The sequence below is a fragment of the Gordonia sp. SL306 genome (assembly GCF_026625785.1).
Taxonomy (GTDB): Bacteria; Actinomycetota; Actinomycetes; order Mycobacteriales; family Mycobacteriaceae; genus Gordonia.
On the sequence record NZ_CP113063.1, the window covers coordinates 2,797,350 to 2,811,834 of the forward strand.

Sequence of the window (14,485 nt, forward strand, 5' to 3'; positions counted from 1 at the left end):
TTGCGTTGGAGTGCGCTCGAAGGCCTAGCGTCGTCTCCATGAGTACAGATCACCTGATGGAGAAGGCGCTCGCGGCGCTGGGTGAACAGGACGGACCGCTGTCCGTCGAGGTCATCCATCAACTGGTGGAGGCCGACGAGATCGACGGCGTCCTCACGATCGCGGAGGCCGCGGACCTGCTCGGCGTCTCCGCGCACACCCTCCGCTACTACGAACGCATCGGCCTCGTGGACGTGCCGCGTGACGGCGTCGGCAACCGGACCTACGACGCCGCGGCAGTCCGGCGCCTCGTGTTTCTCACGCGGATGAGGTTGTCGGGCATGGCCATCCGCGACCTGCAGCACTATGTGGAACTCGTCGACCGCGGTGACGACACGGTCGACGAGCGACTGGAGATGTTGCTCGAGCACCGTGACACGGTGCGCCGTCAGATCGCGGAGCTGACATTGTCGCTCGCCGCAACCGAATACAAGATCGCCACCTACGGAGGGAAGACACAGCCATGAGCCCCGCATCAAACAACCCCGCATCAAACAACCCCGCAGCGAACAACACCGCTTCGACCAACACCGGGATCGCCCGACGACGCATCGGCGACCTGGACGTCTCGGCCATCGGGTTGGGTTGTATGGGAATGAGTTTCGCCTACGGCGAGGTCGATGAGACCGAAGCGCTCGCGACCCTCGATCACGCGATCGACACCGGGGTGAACTTCCTCGACACCGCCGACATGTACGGCCGTGGCGGAGCCAACGAGAAGCTCCTGTCGCGGGTGCTGGCGGAACGTCGCGACGAGGTGGTCCTCGCCACCAAGTTCGGCATCATCACCGATCCGGAGACCGGCTATCCGACCGGTGAGGTGAACGGCTCTCGCGAGTACGTGCGGGCGGCCGTGGATGCGTCGCTGCGCCGTCTCGGCACCGACGTCATCGACCTCTACTACCTGCACCGGGTGGATTCCTCGCGCCCGATCGAGGAGACGGTGGAGGCGATGTCGGAACTGGTGGCGTCGGGCAAGGTGCGTGCGCTCGGACTGTCCGAGGCGAACGCCGAGACGCTGCGTCGTGCTGCCGCGGTCCATCCGATCGCGGCGTTGCAGTCGGAGTGGTCGGTGTTCAGTCGTGACATCGAGGACCTGGACGTGCCCGCCGCCCGCGAGATCGGTGCCGCGATCGTGCCGTACAGTCCGCTGGGCCGGGGCATGCTCACCGGAACGGCGCCGACAGAGCTGTCGGACAACGACTTCCGCCAGACTCTGCCTCGGTGGCAGGGTGACAACCTGACCGAGAACCTCTCGCTCGTCGACGAGGTCCGCGCGGTGGCCCGCGAGGTCGGGGCAACGGCGGGTCAGGTGGCGCTGGCGTGGTTGCTGGCACAGGGCGACGACGTCGTCCCGATCCCCGGCACCAAGCGTCGCCGGTATCTCGACGAGAACGTCGGCGCGGTCGAACTGTCGTTGTCGGTGGATCAGCTCGATCGGCTGGCGGCGCTGCGTCCGGCGGGGGAGCGGTATCCGGATATGGAGTGGGTGTCGGGACGGTCGGGATAGGCGGATCTTCTAGAACGTGTTCCAGTTTTGCGGGATCGGTGGCATCCTCGGGTGGTGATTCTCGACAGATTCCGTATCGATGACAAAGTGGCCGTGGTGACCGGCGCCGGACGTGGCCTCGGTGCCGCCATCGCGGTGGCGTTCGCCGAGGCGGGCGCCGACCTGGTGATCTCCGCCCGCAACGAAGGCGAACTCGACAAGGTCGCCGCGCGTATCCGCGAGGTCGGCCGACGGGCGAAGGTGGTGGCCGCCGACCTCAGCGACCTCGACGCCGCGGCCGGGCTGGCGCAGGCCGCCGTCGACGAGTTCGGCAGGCTCGACATCGTCGTCAACAACGTGGGCGGGGCGCTGCCGAGGCCGCTGATGGACACCAAGCCCAAGCATCTCTCGCAGGCGTTCGACTTCAACGTCTCCAATGCGCACGCGCTGGTGGTCGCGGCGGTGCCGCATCTGCTCGCCAACGCCGACGGCGGGTCGGTCATCAACATCACGTCGATGGTCGGTCGGTCGCCCGGGCGGGCGTATGCCGCGTACGGCACGGCGAAGGGCGCTCTCGCTCAGTACACCCGGCTGGCCGCGATGGACCTCAACCCGAGGATTCGCGTGAACGGCATCGCTCCCGGCGCGATCCTGACGTCGGCGCTCGACATCGTCGCCGATGACGAGAAGATGCGGTCGGAGATCGAGGCGGCCACCCCGTTGCAGCGGCTCGGTGATCCCGAGGACGTCGCGGCCGCGGCGCTCTACCTCGCCTCGCCAGCGGGTTCGTATGTCACGGGCAAGATCCTCGAGGTCGACGGCGGCATCGTCACGCCCAATCTCGATCTGCCGATCCCGGATCTGTAGGTAGCGGGGGCGGCGGTATCGGGTCTCGGGGGGTCTCGATACGCCACTCACTACGTTCGCGGCTACTCGACCGGCGGGTGGGCCGCGGCTACTCGACCGGCGGTGCTGGGGCGCGCGATCAGTCCTTCGGCGGAGGGGCTCAAGGCCGTTCGTTACGTGATGCCTTCTCGACGATGGTCGCGATGCGTTTGCTCTTGGTCGCCTGTTGTTTGGCGAAGGCGATCTGGCTCAACCCGAACTTGCGGGCGCTGGGCGGGAAGGCGTCCCAGTTCGCCCGGGCCTGCGGGACGGCGTCGAGCGCGGCCGCGAGTTCGGGGGACTCGACGAGTGCCTCGGCGTCGTCGAGCAGGGTCCACAGGCCGCGCGCCTTCGCGTCGTCGATCACCGACTGGCCTGCGGGCTGCATCCGGTCCTGGGATATCAGGTCCGTGACCCGTGCCTTGTTCGACGCCGCCCAGGCGCTGTTGCGTCCGCGGCGCGTGAACCACATGCCTCGCCGTGCGTCGTCGATGGTGCGGGTGTGGCCATCAACCCAACCCCAGCAGAGCGCCTCGCGGACCACCTCGTCGTAGTCGAGGGGCTGGTTTCCGGACTCCTTGCGCCAGAACACAAACCAGACACCGCCGGATTTGTCGTGGTTCGCGCGCAGCCAGCTGTGCCACTCGTCGAGGGAGCCGGGGTGCAGGTGTTCGGCGTCGGGGTCTGCCATGGAAGAAGCCTAGGTGACCTCGGTACAGTTGAGGAGTGGGTGAGGTCTTCGCATTTGCCGGTGAGCACTGGTGGCTGGTGTTCCCGATCATGGGTGTGGCGGGCGGCTGGGCCGCACGCGTGGCCGCCTACAACGAGAAGCGTCGCAAGGACAAGATCGAACTGGCCCGGATCAGGGCGTCGGCCCACACCGAGCAACTGCGGATCACCCAGACCAGCAAGGCGTCGATCGCCAAGGTGCTGACACGGCACGACGACGTCGATGCCCGCTGGTTCGGCTACGAACTCGATCTGGCCACCCTCATCGAATATCCGATGATGACCGACCTGCGTGAGCCGCTGACCCTGGCCTTCCATCGGGCGAAGGTGCGCGCAGACGACCTGCGCCCCGCCGACCCCGGCGAGCTCCTCGACCCCGCCGTCTTCGCCGAGTATCGCGATGCCGTCGGCGAGTACGCGACGGCCTTCGACGCCGCCGAGCGCGAGGCCCGCCGCCGCAAGCAGGCCGACTTCTCCCCGGTCGAGCGGGAGCGTCTCGAGCGCGCCCGCCGGCTGGTGGCGGTGGCCGCGGACAGTGCCGCGACACCGGCCGAGCGTCAGGCCGCGTATCGGAAGGCGCGCGCCGAACTCGACGGCCTCATCGCGGTCCCGCCGGCCGCGAGCGAGAGACTCGAGGGCCGGATCGCGGCCGCGCTCGAACCCGGTCGGGAACACTGACTACCCGGAACACGTCCTACCCGGAACGCGTCCTACCCGGAACACGTCCTACGGGGTGACCGACTCTTCTTCCTCGACCTCAGCCGGGCCGGCGAACTGCGAGTTGTAGAGCCGGCAGTAGGCGCCCTGGGCCGCGAGCAGTTGGTCGTGATTGCCCTGCTCGACGATCCGCCCGTCCTCCATCACGACGATCACGTCGGCGTCGCGGACCGTCGAGAGACGGTGTGCGATCACGAAACTCGTGCGGTCGGTGCGGAGGTTGGCCATGGCCTTCTGGATGAGCAGTTCGGTGCGGGTGTCCACCGAGCTGGTGGCCTCGTCGAGGATGAGGATCGTCGGCTTCGCCAGGAACGCACGTGCGATGGTGATCAGCTGTCGCTCACCGGCGCTCACGCCGCCACCCTCCTCGTCGAGGACGGTGTCGTAACCGTCGGGGAGGGTGCGCACGAAGTGATCGACGTGGCTGAGTTCGGCCGCCTCCATGACCTCCGACCGCGACGCCGTCGGATCGCCGTAGGCGATGTTGTCGTAGATCGTGCCGCCGAACAGCCACGAGTCCTGCAGCACCATGCCGGTCCGCTCCCGCAGGTCGTCCCGGGTCATCCGTCGCGAGTCGACCCCATCGACCCGGATGGTGCCGTCGTCGACGTCGTAGAACCTCATGATGAGGTTCACCAGGGTCGTCTTGCCTGCACCGGTGGGCCCGACGATCGCGACCATGTGACCCGGCTGGGCCACCAGCGAGAGGTTCTCGATGAGCGGCTTGTCGTCGGTGTAGCGGAACGACACCTCCTCGAAGGCGATCAGGCCGTGGCCGTGCGTCGGCGACTCCGGGTCGGTGGGATCGGCAGATTCCTCCTCGGCGTCGAGGACGTCGAAGATCCGCTCGGCCGAGGCCACGCCGCTCTGCATCAGGTTGAACATCGACCCGATCTGCGTGAGCGGCTGTGTGAACTGACGTGAGTACTGGATGAACGCCTGCACCTCACCGAGACTCAGCGCGCCCGACGCCACGCGCAGGCCGCCGACGACGGCGATCGCGACGTAGTTCAGGTTCCCCAGGAACATGATGGTCGGCATGATGATCCCGGAGATGAACTGGGCCCGCCAGCTCGATTCGTAGAGCTGTTCGTTGCGGTCGTCGAAGGTGGCCTCGATCTCGTCCTGGCGTCCGAACGCCTTGACCAGCTCGTGTCCGGTGAACGCCTCTTCGACCTGCGCGTTGAGCGCTCCGGTCGACGACCACTGTGCGATGAAGTGGGGTTTGGACCGCTTGGCGATCTGAGTGGTGGCGATGATCGCGAGCGGCACCGTCACGACCGCGATGAGCGCGAGCAGCGGCGAGATCCAGATCATCATCACCAGCAGCGCGATCACGGTCAGCACCGAGTTGAGGAACTGGGCGATGGTCTGCTGCAGGCTCTGCGAGAGGTTGTCGAGGTCGTTGGTGACCCGGCTGAGCAGATCGCCACGCGCCGAGGCGTCGTAGTAGCGCAGCGGCAGCCGATGGACCTTCTCCTCGACCTCTGCGCGCAGGTGCCGGATGGTCCCGACGACGACGATGTTCAGCAGATACGCGGCCAGCCACGCCAGCAGCGACGACCCGACATACAGGATGAGCACGATCACCAGCACCCGGCCGACCGCGGAGAAGTCGACCCCGACACCCGGCGTGACATCCATCGAACTCACCATGTCGGCGAAGGTGTTCTGGCCGCTCTCGCGCATGCCGGCGATCGCCTGGTCCTTGGTGAGTCCGGCGGGCAGCGTCGCACCGATCACCCCGTCGAACACGAGGTCGGTGGCGTTCCCGAGTACGCGGGGTGCCACCGCCGCGAGGATCACCGAAACGACGATGGACGCCAGCACGGTCACGGTGAAGGCCCGGTAAGCGAGCAGCAGGCGGACCAGTCGTTTCACCGACGGGCCGAAGGACCGCGCCTTCTCCGCGGGTGCGCCTGCGAGCGCCGGCCCGCCGGGGCGCGTCATGACGCCTCCTGGATCGCGAGCTGGGATTCGACGATCTCGGCGTAGGTCTCGCAGCTCTCGACGAGGTCGTCGTGACGACCGAGCCCCACCACCCGGCCGCGATTGAGCACGACGATCTGGTCGGCGTCGACGATGGTCGAGACCCGCTGCGCGACCACGATCACCGCGGACTCGCGGGTGGCCGGACGGAGCGCGGCACGCAGCCGGGCGTCGGTGGTCAGGTCGAGGGCGGAGAACGAGTCGTCGAAGAGGTAGACGGCGGGTTTGCGGATCAGTGCGCGGGCGATCGCGAGTCGCTGGCGCTGGCCACCGGACACGGTGGTGCCGCCCTGGGCGACCGTGGTCTCGAGGCCGTCGGGCATCCGCGACACGAAATCCTCGGCCTGGGCGATCCGCAGTGCGGCCCAGATCTCGTCGTCGGTGGCATCGGGTTTTCCGTGGCGGAGATTGGACGCGATGGTCCCGGAGAAGAGGTAGGGCCGCTGGGGTACCAGTCCGACCACCGAGCGGAGTTCGTCCGGGTCGAGTCGGCGGACATCGGTCCCACCGACGAGGACCTCACCGTCGGTGGCGTCGATGAGGCGGGGGATGAGCCCGAGGACCGTGGTCTTGCCGGAGCCGGTCGACCCGACGATGGCGGTCGTGGTGCCCGGTTCCACGCGGAAGGCGATGTCGCGCAACACCGGATCGTCGGCGCCCGGGTAACGGAATTCGGCGCCCCGGAACTCCACGGTGGCGGGATCGCCGGCGAACCCGATCGCCTCGGTCGGCGGTTTCACCGAGGTGTCGGTGTCGAGGACCTCGCAGATGCGTTCGGCGCAGACCGTGGCGCGGGGCGCCATCATCGCCAGGAACGAGGCCATCATCACCGACATCATGATCTGCATCGCGTAGCTCATCATCGCGGTGAGCGCACCGATCTCGACGGTGCCGTCGGACACCGCGTGCCCACCGAACCAGATGATCGCGACGATGGTCACGTTGGTGATGAGCATGACGACCGGGAACATCAGGGCCATCAGGCGGCCGACGCGCAGGGTCGCGTCGGCGAGGCGGTCGTTGGCGACCGAGAAGCGCTGGACCTCGTGGCGTTCGCGCACGAACGCACGGACCACCCGGATGCCGGTGATCTGTTCGCGCAGCACGCGGTTGACCGCGTCGATGCGTTCCTGCATGGCGCGGAATCCCGGGATCATCCGGCCGATGATCAATGCCATGGTGATGCCGAGGATCGGGACCGCGATCGCCAGCACCCACGACAGTCCGGGCGCGACGTGGATGCCCATGACGATGCCGCCGACGCACATGATCGGGGCCATCACCAGGATCGCCGTGCTCATCACCACCAGCAACTGCACCTGCTGGACGTCGTTGGTGGTCCGAGTGATCAGCGACGGCGCGCCGAATCCGCCGATCTCGCGTGCCGAGAAGGTGTTCACCCGGTGCAGGAGGTCGTGGCGGATGTCGCGGCCGACGCCGAGCGCGGCGCGCGCACCGAAGTACTGGGCGGCGATCGTGCAGATCACCTGGGCGACGGAGATGACGAGCATCCAGCCGCCGATGCGCAGGATGTAGTCGGTGTCGCCGCGCGCGACGCCGTCGTCGATGATGTCGGCGTTCAGCGTCGGCAGATAGAGCATCGCCGCGGTCGCGACGAGCTGCAGCGCGACGACGGCGACCATGTTCCGGGGATAGTTCGACAGATACGTGCGGATCAGCCGACTCAACATGACGAGATCACTCCGATGACGCTAGCAACTCCGACCGACGGCCTGCGACCGGATATATCCGACTCCGGCGCCGGGCGGCGCCGACCACCTCGCTCAGCCGGCAAAGGTGAACGGCACCGCGGCTTCCGGTGTGTAGGTGAGGTAGGTGAACGACTCCTTGAAGTAGAGGGTCACCGTGTCGCCGTCGTGCGAGTCGTACCCGATGGAGACGTCCTGGCCGATGTTCAGCTCGAAGTCGCCGCCACGCGTGCTGAGTAGGAAGGCACCGGAGATCGCCGGTGCCCAGACGATCTCGCCGCCGGCGACGAGGAGCCGCTGCAGGTGGTCGCGGATCGGGACGCCGTGGTTCGAGGTCTCGTTGACCAGCGTGTAGACGTCCGCCGACAGCGCCAGCGAGTAGGGACCCTCGACCGATGCGAGCCGCAGTGCGCTGGTCGCCTGGGCGAGGGCCTCCGGGTAGTCGCGCACGTCGGCGGGCAACGCGATCGGCGTGGCCGACGCCGTCGCGCGGATTCCGCTGATCCCGGCGGCCGGGTACCCCTCGAAGATCGCGCGGTCCTCGGCGCGGGCGAGTTCGGCGGCGGCGTCGCGGACGGGATCCCAATCGGAGTCCTTGGAGCCGCGGTCGACGTCGTCGATGGCCTCGCGGGTGACCGTGAACGGCACCTTCAGCTCCACCAGTGACTGGGACTGCCGGGCGAAGGCGAGGATGCCGTCGGCGGGCGAATCGATCTTGGTGCGATGCCCGAGCGTGATCGACGCGACGTCGTTGCCGAGCGGGCCCTTGACGTCGACGAGACGGCGGGCTGCGCTGTTGCGCTTGAACGAGCGGGTCGCCTCCTCCTCGATCTCGGCCCATGCGGCCTCGGATATCGGTGCGAGTTCGCGATGCAGATTGCTCATTGGTGCCTCCTGGAGATGGGCAGGTACGGGGTTCTGATGGTGGTCAACGCAAGGACCCGATGCCGAGTGAACGGTCGGATGATCGGGTGGCGGCGGGTTCCGGCGTCTCGTCGGTGGTGGCGGGCTCGTCCGGTTCGGAGAGCTCCGCCGGGGCCGGCGGCAGGTCCTCGAGGAAGTCGATCGTCGGCGTGAAGAACTGTGCGCCGGTCACCGCGGTGGTGAAGTCGAGGAGTCGGTCGTAGTTCCCGGGCGGATCGCCGATGAACATCTTCCGCAGCATCTCCTCGGTCACGTCCGGACCCGCGGAGTAGGCGATGTAGAAGGTGCCGCGCTCGCCGGCCGCCGAGACGTCGCCGTAGGGCATGTTGTCGCGGACGACGTCGATCTCCTCGCCGTCGTCGTCCTCGACCACGTTGAGCGCGATGTGAGAGTTGGTCGGCTTCACGTCGTCGGACATCTCGACGTTGTCGGTCTTGGTGCGTCCGATCGCCGCTTCCTGGTCCTCGACGGTCAGCCCGTTCCAGGCCTCCAGGTCGGTGACGTAGCGCTGTATCGCGACGTAACTCCCGCCCGCGAAATCCGGGTCCTCGTCGCCGACGGTGATGGCGTCGATGGCCGCCTGGCCGACCGGGTTCTCGGTGCCGTCGACGAATCCGATGAGGTCGCGCAGGTCGAAGTAGCGGAAGCCGTGGACCTCGTCGACGACGGTCACCGCATCACCGAGCGCATCAATGGCCAGGCGGCCGACCTCGAAACAGAGATCCAGCTGATCGGCCTTGATGTGCAGCAGGATGTCGCCGGGCGTGGAGGGTGCGGTGTGCACCGCGCCCTCGTAGGTGACAAACGGACGCAGGGACCCGGGCCGGGGGCCGTCGAAGAGGCGGCCCCACGCCTGCGATCCGACGGAGGCGATCGCCGACAGCGAGGCCTCGGGGGCGCGGGAGGAGACCGCGCGGGCCAGGGTGGGGAGATCCGCCAAGAGGTCGCGGACCGCTCCCTCGCCGCCGTCGTCGATGGTGAGGACGAGGAACAGGGCCGCCTTGGTCTTGCGTGTCAGAATCGTCTGCGGGACCGGCACCAGTTCACTCTAGCGGACCGTCGATCGGCCATGAGCGCAGCGCCCGCGCCCCGAATGGGGAGGCGAGGCAAACCTTTTAGGCCACGACGACGGTCATCCGCGGGCGATCGCGCGGCCTGCGGCGCGGCCGGAGAAGATGCACCCGCCGAGGAAGGTCCCCTCGAGCGCGTTGTAGCCGTGGACACCACCGCCGCCGAACCCGGCGACCTCGCCGGCGGCGAACAGTCCGTCGAACGCGGTGCCGTCGGGGCGCATCACCTGTGAATCGAGATTGGTCTCCAAACCGCCCAACGTCTTGCGGGTCAGGATGTTCAGCCGCACGGCGATCAGCGGCCCGAACTCCGGGTCGAGGATCCGGTGCGGCTTGGCGACCCGCACGAGCTTGTCGCCCAAGTACTGTCGGGCGTTCGTGATCGCCATCAGCTGAGCGTCTTTGGAGAACTTGTTGTCCATTTCGGCGTCGCGCGCCGACACCACGCGTTCTACGTGCTGCAGGTCCAGCTTCGGGCCTCGCGTGATCGCATTCATCCCGGCCACCAGTTCCGGCAGGGAGTCGCTGACCACGAAATCGACGCCGTGTTTGGTGAACGCGTCCACCGGCCCGGGGGCGCCCTTGGCGAGGCGGCTCTTGGCAGCGAACTTGAGGTCCTTGTTGGTGATGTCGGGGTTCTGCTCGGAGCCGGAGAGCGCGAACTCCTTCTCGATGATGCTCTGGGTCAGGATGAACCACGAGTAGTCGTATCCGGTGGACAGGATCGCCTTCATCGTCGAATTCGTGTCGAAGCCGGGGAAATTCGGTGGTGCCAAACGATTTCCGTTCGCGTCCAACCACAGCGACGACGGTCCCGGGATGATCCGGATGGCGTGGTCCGGCCAGATCGGATCCCAGTTGTGGATGCCTTCGGTGTAGTGCCACATACGATCCCGGTTGACCAGGCTGGCCCCTGCGGACTCGGTGATGCCGAGCATGCGGCCGTCGACGTGGGCCGGGACACCGGAGATCATCGTCTTCGGGGCCGGGCCCAGGCGGTCGGTCGGCCAGTTCTCGCGGATCAGATCATGGTTGTGCCCGATGCCCCCGGAGGTGACGATCACAGCGCCCGCGCGGATCTCGAAGTCGTCGACCACGTCTCGCGACGATGCGACGCCCCGGTCGAGGTCGGTCGGTGCCAGCACCGATCCGGTGACGCCGACGGCGGCGTCACCTTCGATGAGGATGTCGTCCACCCGGTGCCGGAACCGGAACTCCACCAGGCCGCGCTTCTCGGCCTCGAGGACCGGTTCGGCGAAGACGCGCACCACTTCTGGGCCGGTGCCCCAGGTGAGGTGGAAGCGCGGTACCGAGTTGCCGTGGCCGTCGGCGAACCCGCCGCCGCGTTCGGCCCATCCGACGACCGGGGTGATCCGTAGGCCCAGGTCGTGCAGGTACTGCCGTTTTGTCGAGGAGGCGAAGTCGACGTAGGCGCGGGCCCACTGCCGCGGCCAGAAATCCTCGTCGTCACGGTCGAAGCCTGCCGACCCCATCCAGTCCTGTAACGCGAGTTCGGCCGAGTCCTTGATGCCCAGCCGGCGCTGCTCGGGGGTGTCGACCAGGAACAGCCCACCGAGCGACCAGAACGCCTGGCCGCCCAGGTTGTTGCGGTTCTCCTGATCCACGACGATGACCTTGCGGCCTGCCTGGGTGAGCTCGTAGGTCGCGACCAGTCCGGCCAACCCCGATCCGACCACCACCGCATCGGCTTGCTGCTGGCTCACCGCACCCTCCCTCGTATCCGTATGACGTCGAGACTAGCCCCCGCCATGCGACGGGCACCTCGACTTCCCCTGTGTGACCATCTGACGCTCTCAGAGCCGGATGTCGGCGTAGCGATGCACCCAGGGATCGGCCTGTTCGAGCTGGGCGGCCAGCGCGAGCAGGTCGCCGTCGGCGCCGAGGCGGCCGACGAACTGCACACCGAGGGGCAGGCCCGCGACCGTCCAGTGCAGCGGCACGCTGATGGCCGGGCGTCCGGTCAGGTTGGCGAGCTGGGTGTAGGGCACCCAGCCGAGGCTCTGCTCGATGAGGTCGTCGAGGATTCCGGTGCGTGCCAGCAGGTTTCCCGCGTGCAGTTTGGCGATCACCCGGGAGGCGGCCTGCAGCGGCGGGGGCGTGGTGGTGGCGCCGATCGTCAGCGGCGGGGTGGCGAGGGTCGGCGTGAGGAAGTGGTCGTAGGTCTGGTGGAACGTCTCCAGCGAGACCACGTAGTCGTTCACCTTGTTCAGTGCGCTCAGCGCCGCGACCGCACCGGCGGACCGTCCGAGCTCCGCCATCGCGAGGGTGTCGGCCTCGAAGTCACGGTCGGTCGCGCCGGTGAGTGCCCGGGTCTCGTCGACCTCGGTTGCGAGCACCGCGAACCAGACGGTCAGGAAGTCGCGGGCCAGCGCGGCGTCGTCGTAGGGCGGTGCGACCTCCTCGACGTGATGGCCGAGTTCGTCGAGGACCTTCGCGGCGTGTTCGACGGCGGCGACCGCCTCGGGATCCGGGTTCGGATTGATCGCCGACGACACCGAGTAACCGATCCGCAGCCGTGACGGCGGGTCCGCGATCCGGCTGGCGAACGGCGTGCTCGGCGTAGGGGTCGGATAGACCGAGCCGGGCGTCGGCCCGACGATGGCGTCGTAGAGGGCGGCGGCGTCGCGCACCGTCCGCGACACGACCCCCTGGACCGCCATCCCGAACATCGCCTCGCCGGTGGCCGGGCCGAACGGCGACAGGCCGCGCGTGGGTTTGAGTCCGACGAGTCCGTTGCAGGCCGCCGGGATGCGGATCGACCCGCCCCCATCGTTGGCGCCGGCCGCGGGCACGATGCCCGCGGCGACCGCCGCGCCCGAACCGCCGGACGAACCGCCCGGCGTGTGGTCGGTGTTCCAGGGGTTGCGGGCCGGACCCCAGAAGTCGGATTCGGTGATGCCCTTCGCGCCGAACTCGGGGGTGTTGGTCTTGCCGAAGATCACCAGCCCGGCGTCGAGGAACCGACGCACCACATTGGAGTGTTCGGGGGCGATGTGGCGTGCCAGGGAGCGCGAGCCGCTCGACGTCGGGTAGCCCTTGTACTCCTGGGCCAGATCCTTGATCAGGAACGGCACGCCCGCGAACGGACCCGACAGGTCGGGTCCCGCCGCCCGCGCGTCGGCCTCCTCGTCCATCCGGCGGACGATCGCGTTGAGTCGGGGATTCACCGCGTCGGCGCGTTGTCTGGCGAGTGCGAGCAGTTCGGCGGGGGTGACCTCACCCCGGGTGACCAGGTCGGCGAGGGAGGTGGCGTCGAGGCGGAGATACTCGCTCAGGTTCACCGGGCAAACACTACGGCGCGGGGGTGTCCGGTCGGAAGGATCTCGGCGGCGAATCGGTGATGATCACCGTTCATCGAGCAATGCCGTAACGGCGCGATAACGCTGCACGACCGTCCCACTAACGCATCCGATCCATCCGCCGATTCCGCTCGAGTTTGCGCAGGTGGCGCGACCCGGCGGGACGTTATGTCGGGTTGTCGCCGGTCACGGCGTCCGTCCTTGCCTTTGCCGGTGTGTTATCGAGCCGTTACACTGCCTCACGACGGGTATGCGCAGGGCCGACGAGCCATAGAATCCCGTGAGATGACCCCCGTGAGATGACGTGGCCCAGTTCGTGGTCAAGATCGATAAGGACAAAATCAATGCTGACACGCGCCCGTAAGCGCTTGGTCGCCGGACTTGTGGCCGTGGTGGCCGCGACGGGCGTGACCATGGTTGCTGCACCGACGGCTCAGGCGGCCGGTAACACCGAGTACGTCTACTCCGCGGCCATGCACCGCAACATCCCGGTCCGCATCGTCGACGGTGGCGGTGGCGGCCCGAAGCCCACGCTGTACGTCCTCGACGGTCTGCGCGCCCCGAACAACACCAGCGGCTGGCTGCAGAACACCGACGTCGACCGTTTCATGGTCGGCAAGGGCACCAACGTCGCGATCCCGTTCGGCGGCGGCGGCAGCTTCTACACCGACTGGGAGCGCACCGATCCCAAGCTGGGCCTCAACCGGTGGGAGACCTTCCTGACCCGCGAGCTGCCCGCATACATGCAGCGTCGCCACAACAGTGACAACCGCCGCAACGGCATCGCCGGTCTGTCGATGTCGGGCACCTCGGCGCTGAACCTCGCGTCGCGCCACCCCGGTTTCTACCGCGCGGTCGCCTCCTACAGTGGCTACCCGACGGTCACCCTGCCGGGCTTCAACCAGGGCATCCAGGCGTCGGTCGCCGAGATGGGCGGCAACCCGATCAACATGTGGGGCATCTGGCCGGCCGGTCAGTGGGCCGCCAACGACCCGTTCCTGAGCGCCAACAACCTCGCAGGCAAGCACGTCTACGTGTCGTCGGGCACCGGGGTCGGCAGCAAGTACGACTCCTCGGTCAATCCGGCCAGCGCCAACTTCAACCCGGTCAAGTTCGCGCAGATGGTGCCGCTCGAGGTCGCCGCGTCGACCAGCAGCCAGCTCTACATCGGCCGTCTGGCCGTGGTCCCCGGCGTCAAGCTGACCACGCACATCACCCCGGACGGCGTCCACTGGTGGGACTACTGGGAGAGCGACTTCAAGCAGTCGTGGGCCAGCACCTTCCGCCCGGCGTTCTTCTGATCGCTGCGGACTGAATTCCGACCGACGCGGCCGGTGACCTGAGGGTCACCGGCCGCGTTTGTTGTCGTGCCGATCGTGCGCACTTTCGTACCGACCGTGCCCAGAACCCCGTCGATCGTGCGCACTTTCTCGTTGACCGTGCGCAATGGGGGTCCACGCCCGGCGAACCGTGCACGATCGGCGGGAATCTGCGCACGCTCGGCGAGGTTTTGCGCACGATCGGCGAGGGGCGAGGGGCGAGGGGCGAGGGGCGAGGGGCGAGGGGCGAGGGCGAGACGGGGCAGAGCGGGGCAGGGCGGGCGACGATGGCGGA

General features: G+C 67.9%; 12 protein-coding genes. 5 read left to right on the top strand and 7 right to left on the bottom strand.

What is annotated here, in order from left to right:
- Window positions 1-38 precede the first annotated feature (38 nt).
- From OVA31_RS12820 to OVA31_RS12830, 3 genes are read left to right on the top strand one after another with little or no spacing between them, the layout of a single operon-like run.
- Window positions 39-506, top strand: coding sequence for a MerR family transcriptional regulator (locus tag OVA31_RS12820; RefSeq protein WP_267627043.1), 468 nt, complete (start codon window positions 39-41; stop codon window positions 504-506).
- Complete coding sequence (locus OVA31_RS12825; RefSeq protein WP_267627044.1) at window positions 503-1,549, top strand: aldo/keto reductase; 1,047 nt, start codon at window positions 503-505, stop codon at window positions 1,547-1,549. Before OVA31_RS12820 ends, OVA31_RS12825 begins: the two co-directional genes overlap by 4 nt.
- Before the next feature lie 54 nt (window positions 1,550-1,603).
- Window positions 1,604-2,395 carry an SDR family oxidoreductase gene (locus OVA31_RS12830; protein WP_267627045.1) on the top strand — a complete coding sequence of 264 codons (792 nt, stop codon included), beginning with the start codon at window positions 1,604-1,606 and terminating at the stop codon, window positions 2,393-2,395.
- Window positions 2,396-2,534: 139 nt separating this feature from the next.
- On the opposite strand, the gene OVA31_RS12835 is transcribed toward OVA31_RS12830, so the two are convergent.
- Window positions 2,535-3,104, bottom strand: a complete 570-nt coding sequence (locus tag OVA31_RS12835) for a YdeI/OmpD-associated family protein (protein WP_267627046.1) — start codon at window positions 3,102-3,104, stop codon at window positions 2,535-2,537.
- Between the two features lie 89 nt (window positions 3,105-3,193).
- Here OVA31_RS12835 and OVA31_RS12840 point away from each other — a divergent pair, with 89 nt between their 5' ends.
- Window positions 3,194-3,820, top strand: a complete 627-nt coding sequence (locus OVA31_RS12840) for a hypothetical protein (RefSeq protein ID WP_267631505.1) — start codon at window positions 3,194-3,196, stop codon at window positions 3,818-3,820.
- A 48-nt stretch (window positions 3,821-3,868) separates the two neighbouring features.
- Here the strand turns inward: OVA31_RS12840 and OVA31_RS12845 are convergent, their stop codons facing one another.
- The 6 genes from OVA31_RS12845 to OVA31_RS12870 form a co-directional block, all read right to left on the bottom strand.
- Window positions 3,869-5,809 carry an ABC transporter ATP-binding protein gene (locus OVA31_RS12845; protein WP_267627047.1) on the bottom strand — a complete coding sequence of 647 codons (1,941 nt, stop codon included), beginning with the start codon at window positions 5,807-5,809 and terminating at the stop codon, window positions 3,869-3,871.
- Window positions 5,806-7,539 (bottom strand): ABC transporter ATP-binding protein, encoded by a 1,734-nt coding sequence (locus OVA31_RS12850; RefSeq protein WP_267627048.1) that lies wholly within the window; start codon window positions 7,537-7,539, stop codon window positions 5,806-5,808. The genes OVA31_RS12845 and OVA31_RS12850 overlap by 4 nt, the downstream gene beginning before the upstream one ends.
- 93 nt (window positions 7,540-7,632) lie before the next feature.
- A complete protein-coding gene (locus tag OVA31_RS12855) occupies window positions 7,633-8,442 on the bottom strand; it encodes a family 1 encapsulin nanocompartment shell protein (protein WP_164308118.1) in 810 nt (269 codons plus the stop codon).
- Window positions 8,443-8,485: 43 nt separating this feature from the next.
- The gene (locus OVA31_RS12860; protein WP_267627049.1) at window positions 8,486-9,520 is read right to left on the bottom strand and encodes a Dyp-type peroxidase; all 1,035 of its coding nucleotides are present in this window, start codon (window positions 9,518-9,520) and stop codon (window positions 8,486-8,488) included.
- Window positions 9,521-9,613: 93 nt separating this feature from the next.
- Window positions 9,614-11,275 carry an FAD-binding dehydrogenase gene (locus tag OVA31_RS12865; RefSeq protein WP_267627050.1) on the bottom strand — a complete coding sequence of 554 codons (1,662 nt, stop codon included), beginning with the start codon at window positions 11,273-11,275 and terminating at the stop codon, window positions 9,614-9,616.
- A 90-nt stretch (window positions 11,276-11,365) separates the two neighbouring features.
- Window positions 11,366-12,853 (bottom strand): amidase, encoded by a 1,488-nt coding sequence (locus OVA31_RS12870; protein ID WP_267627051.1) that lies wholly within the window; start codon window positions 12,851-12,853, stop codon window positions 11,366-11,368.
- Between the two features lie 362 nt (window positions 12,854-13,215).
- On the opposite strand from OVA31_RS12870, the gene OVA31_RS12875 reads away from it, so the two are divergent.
- Window positions 13,216-14,172 carry an alpha/beta hydrolase gene (locus OVA31_RS12875; protein WP_267627052.1) on the top strand — a complete coding sequence of 319 codons (957 nt, stop codon included), beginning with the start codon at window positions 13,216-13,218 and terminating at the stop codon, window positions 14,170-14,172.
- Window positions 14,173-14,485 lie beyond the last annotated feature (313 nt).

What these genes read in the sequence shown, in the direction of transcription:
- OVA31_RS12820 (WP_267627043.1), top strand. Translation starts at nt 39, where the DNA reads ATGAGTACAGATCACCTGATGGAGAAGGCGCTCGCGGCGCTGGGTGAA.
- OVA31_RS12825 (WP_267627044.1), top strand. Translation starts at nt 503, where the DNA reads ATGAGCCCCGCATCAAACAACCCCGCATCAAACAACCCCGCAGCGAAC.
- OVA31_RS12835 (WP_267627046.1), bottom strand. Translation starts at nt 3,104, where the DNA reads ATGGCAGACCCCGACGCCGAACACCTGCACCCCGGCTCCCTCGACGAG.
- OVA31_RS12840 (WP_267631505.1), top strand. Translation starts at nt 3,194, where the DNA reads ATGGGTGTGGCGGGCGGCTGGGCCGCACGCGTGGCCGCCTACAACGAG.
- OVA31_RS12845 (WP_267627047.1), bottom strand. Translation starts at nt 5,809, where the DNA reads ATGACGCGCCCCGGCGGGCCGGCGCTCGCAGGCGCACCCGCGGAGAAG.
- OVA31_RS12850 (WP_267627048.1), bottom strand. Translation starts at nt 7,539, where the DNA reads ATGTTGAGTCGGCTGATCCGCACGTATCTGTCGAACTATCCCCGGAAC.
- OVA31_RS12855 (WP_164308118.1), bottom strand. Translation starts at nt 8,442, where the DNA reads ATGAGCAATCTGCATCGCGAACTCGCACCGATATCCGAGGCCGCATGG.
- OVA31_RS12875 (WP_267627052.1), top strand. Translation starts at nt 13,216, where the DNA reads ATGCTGACACGCGCCCGTAAGCGCTTGGTCGCCGGACTTGTGGCCGTG.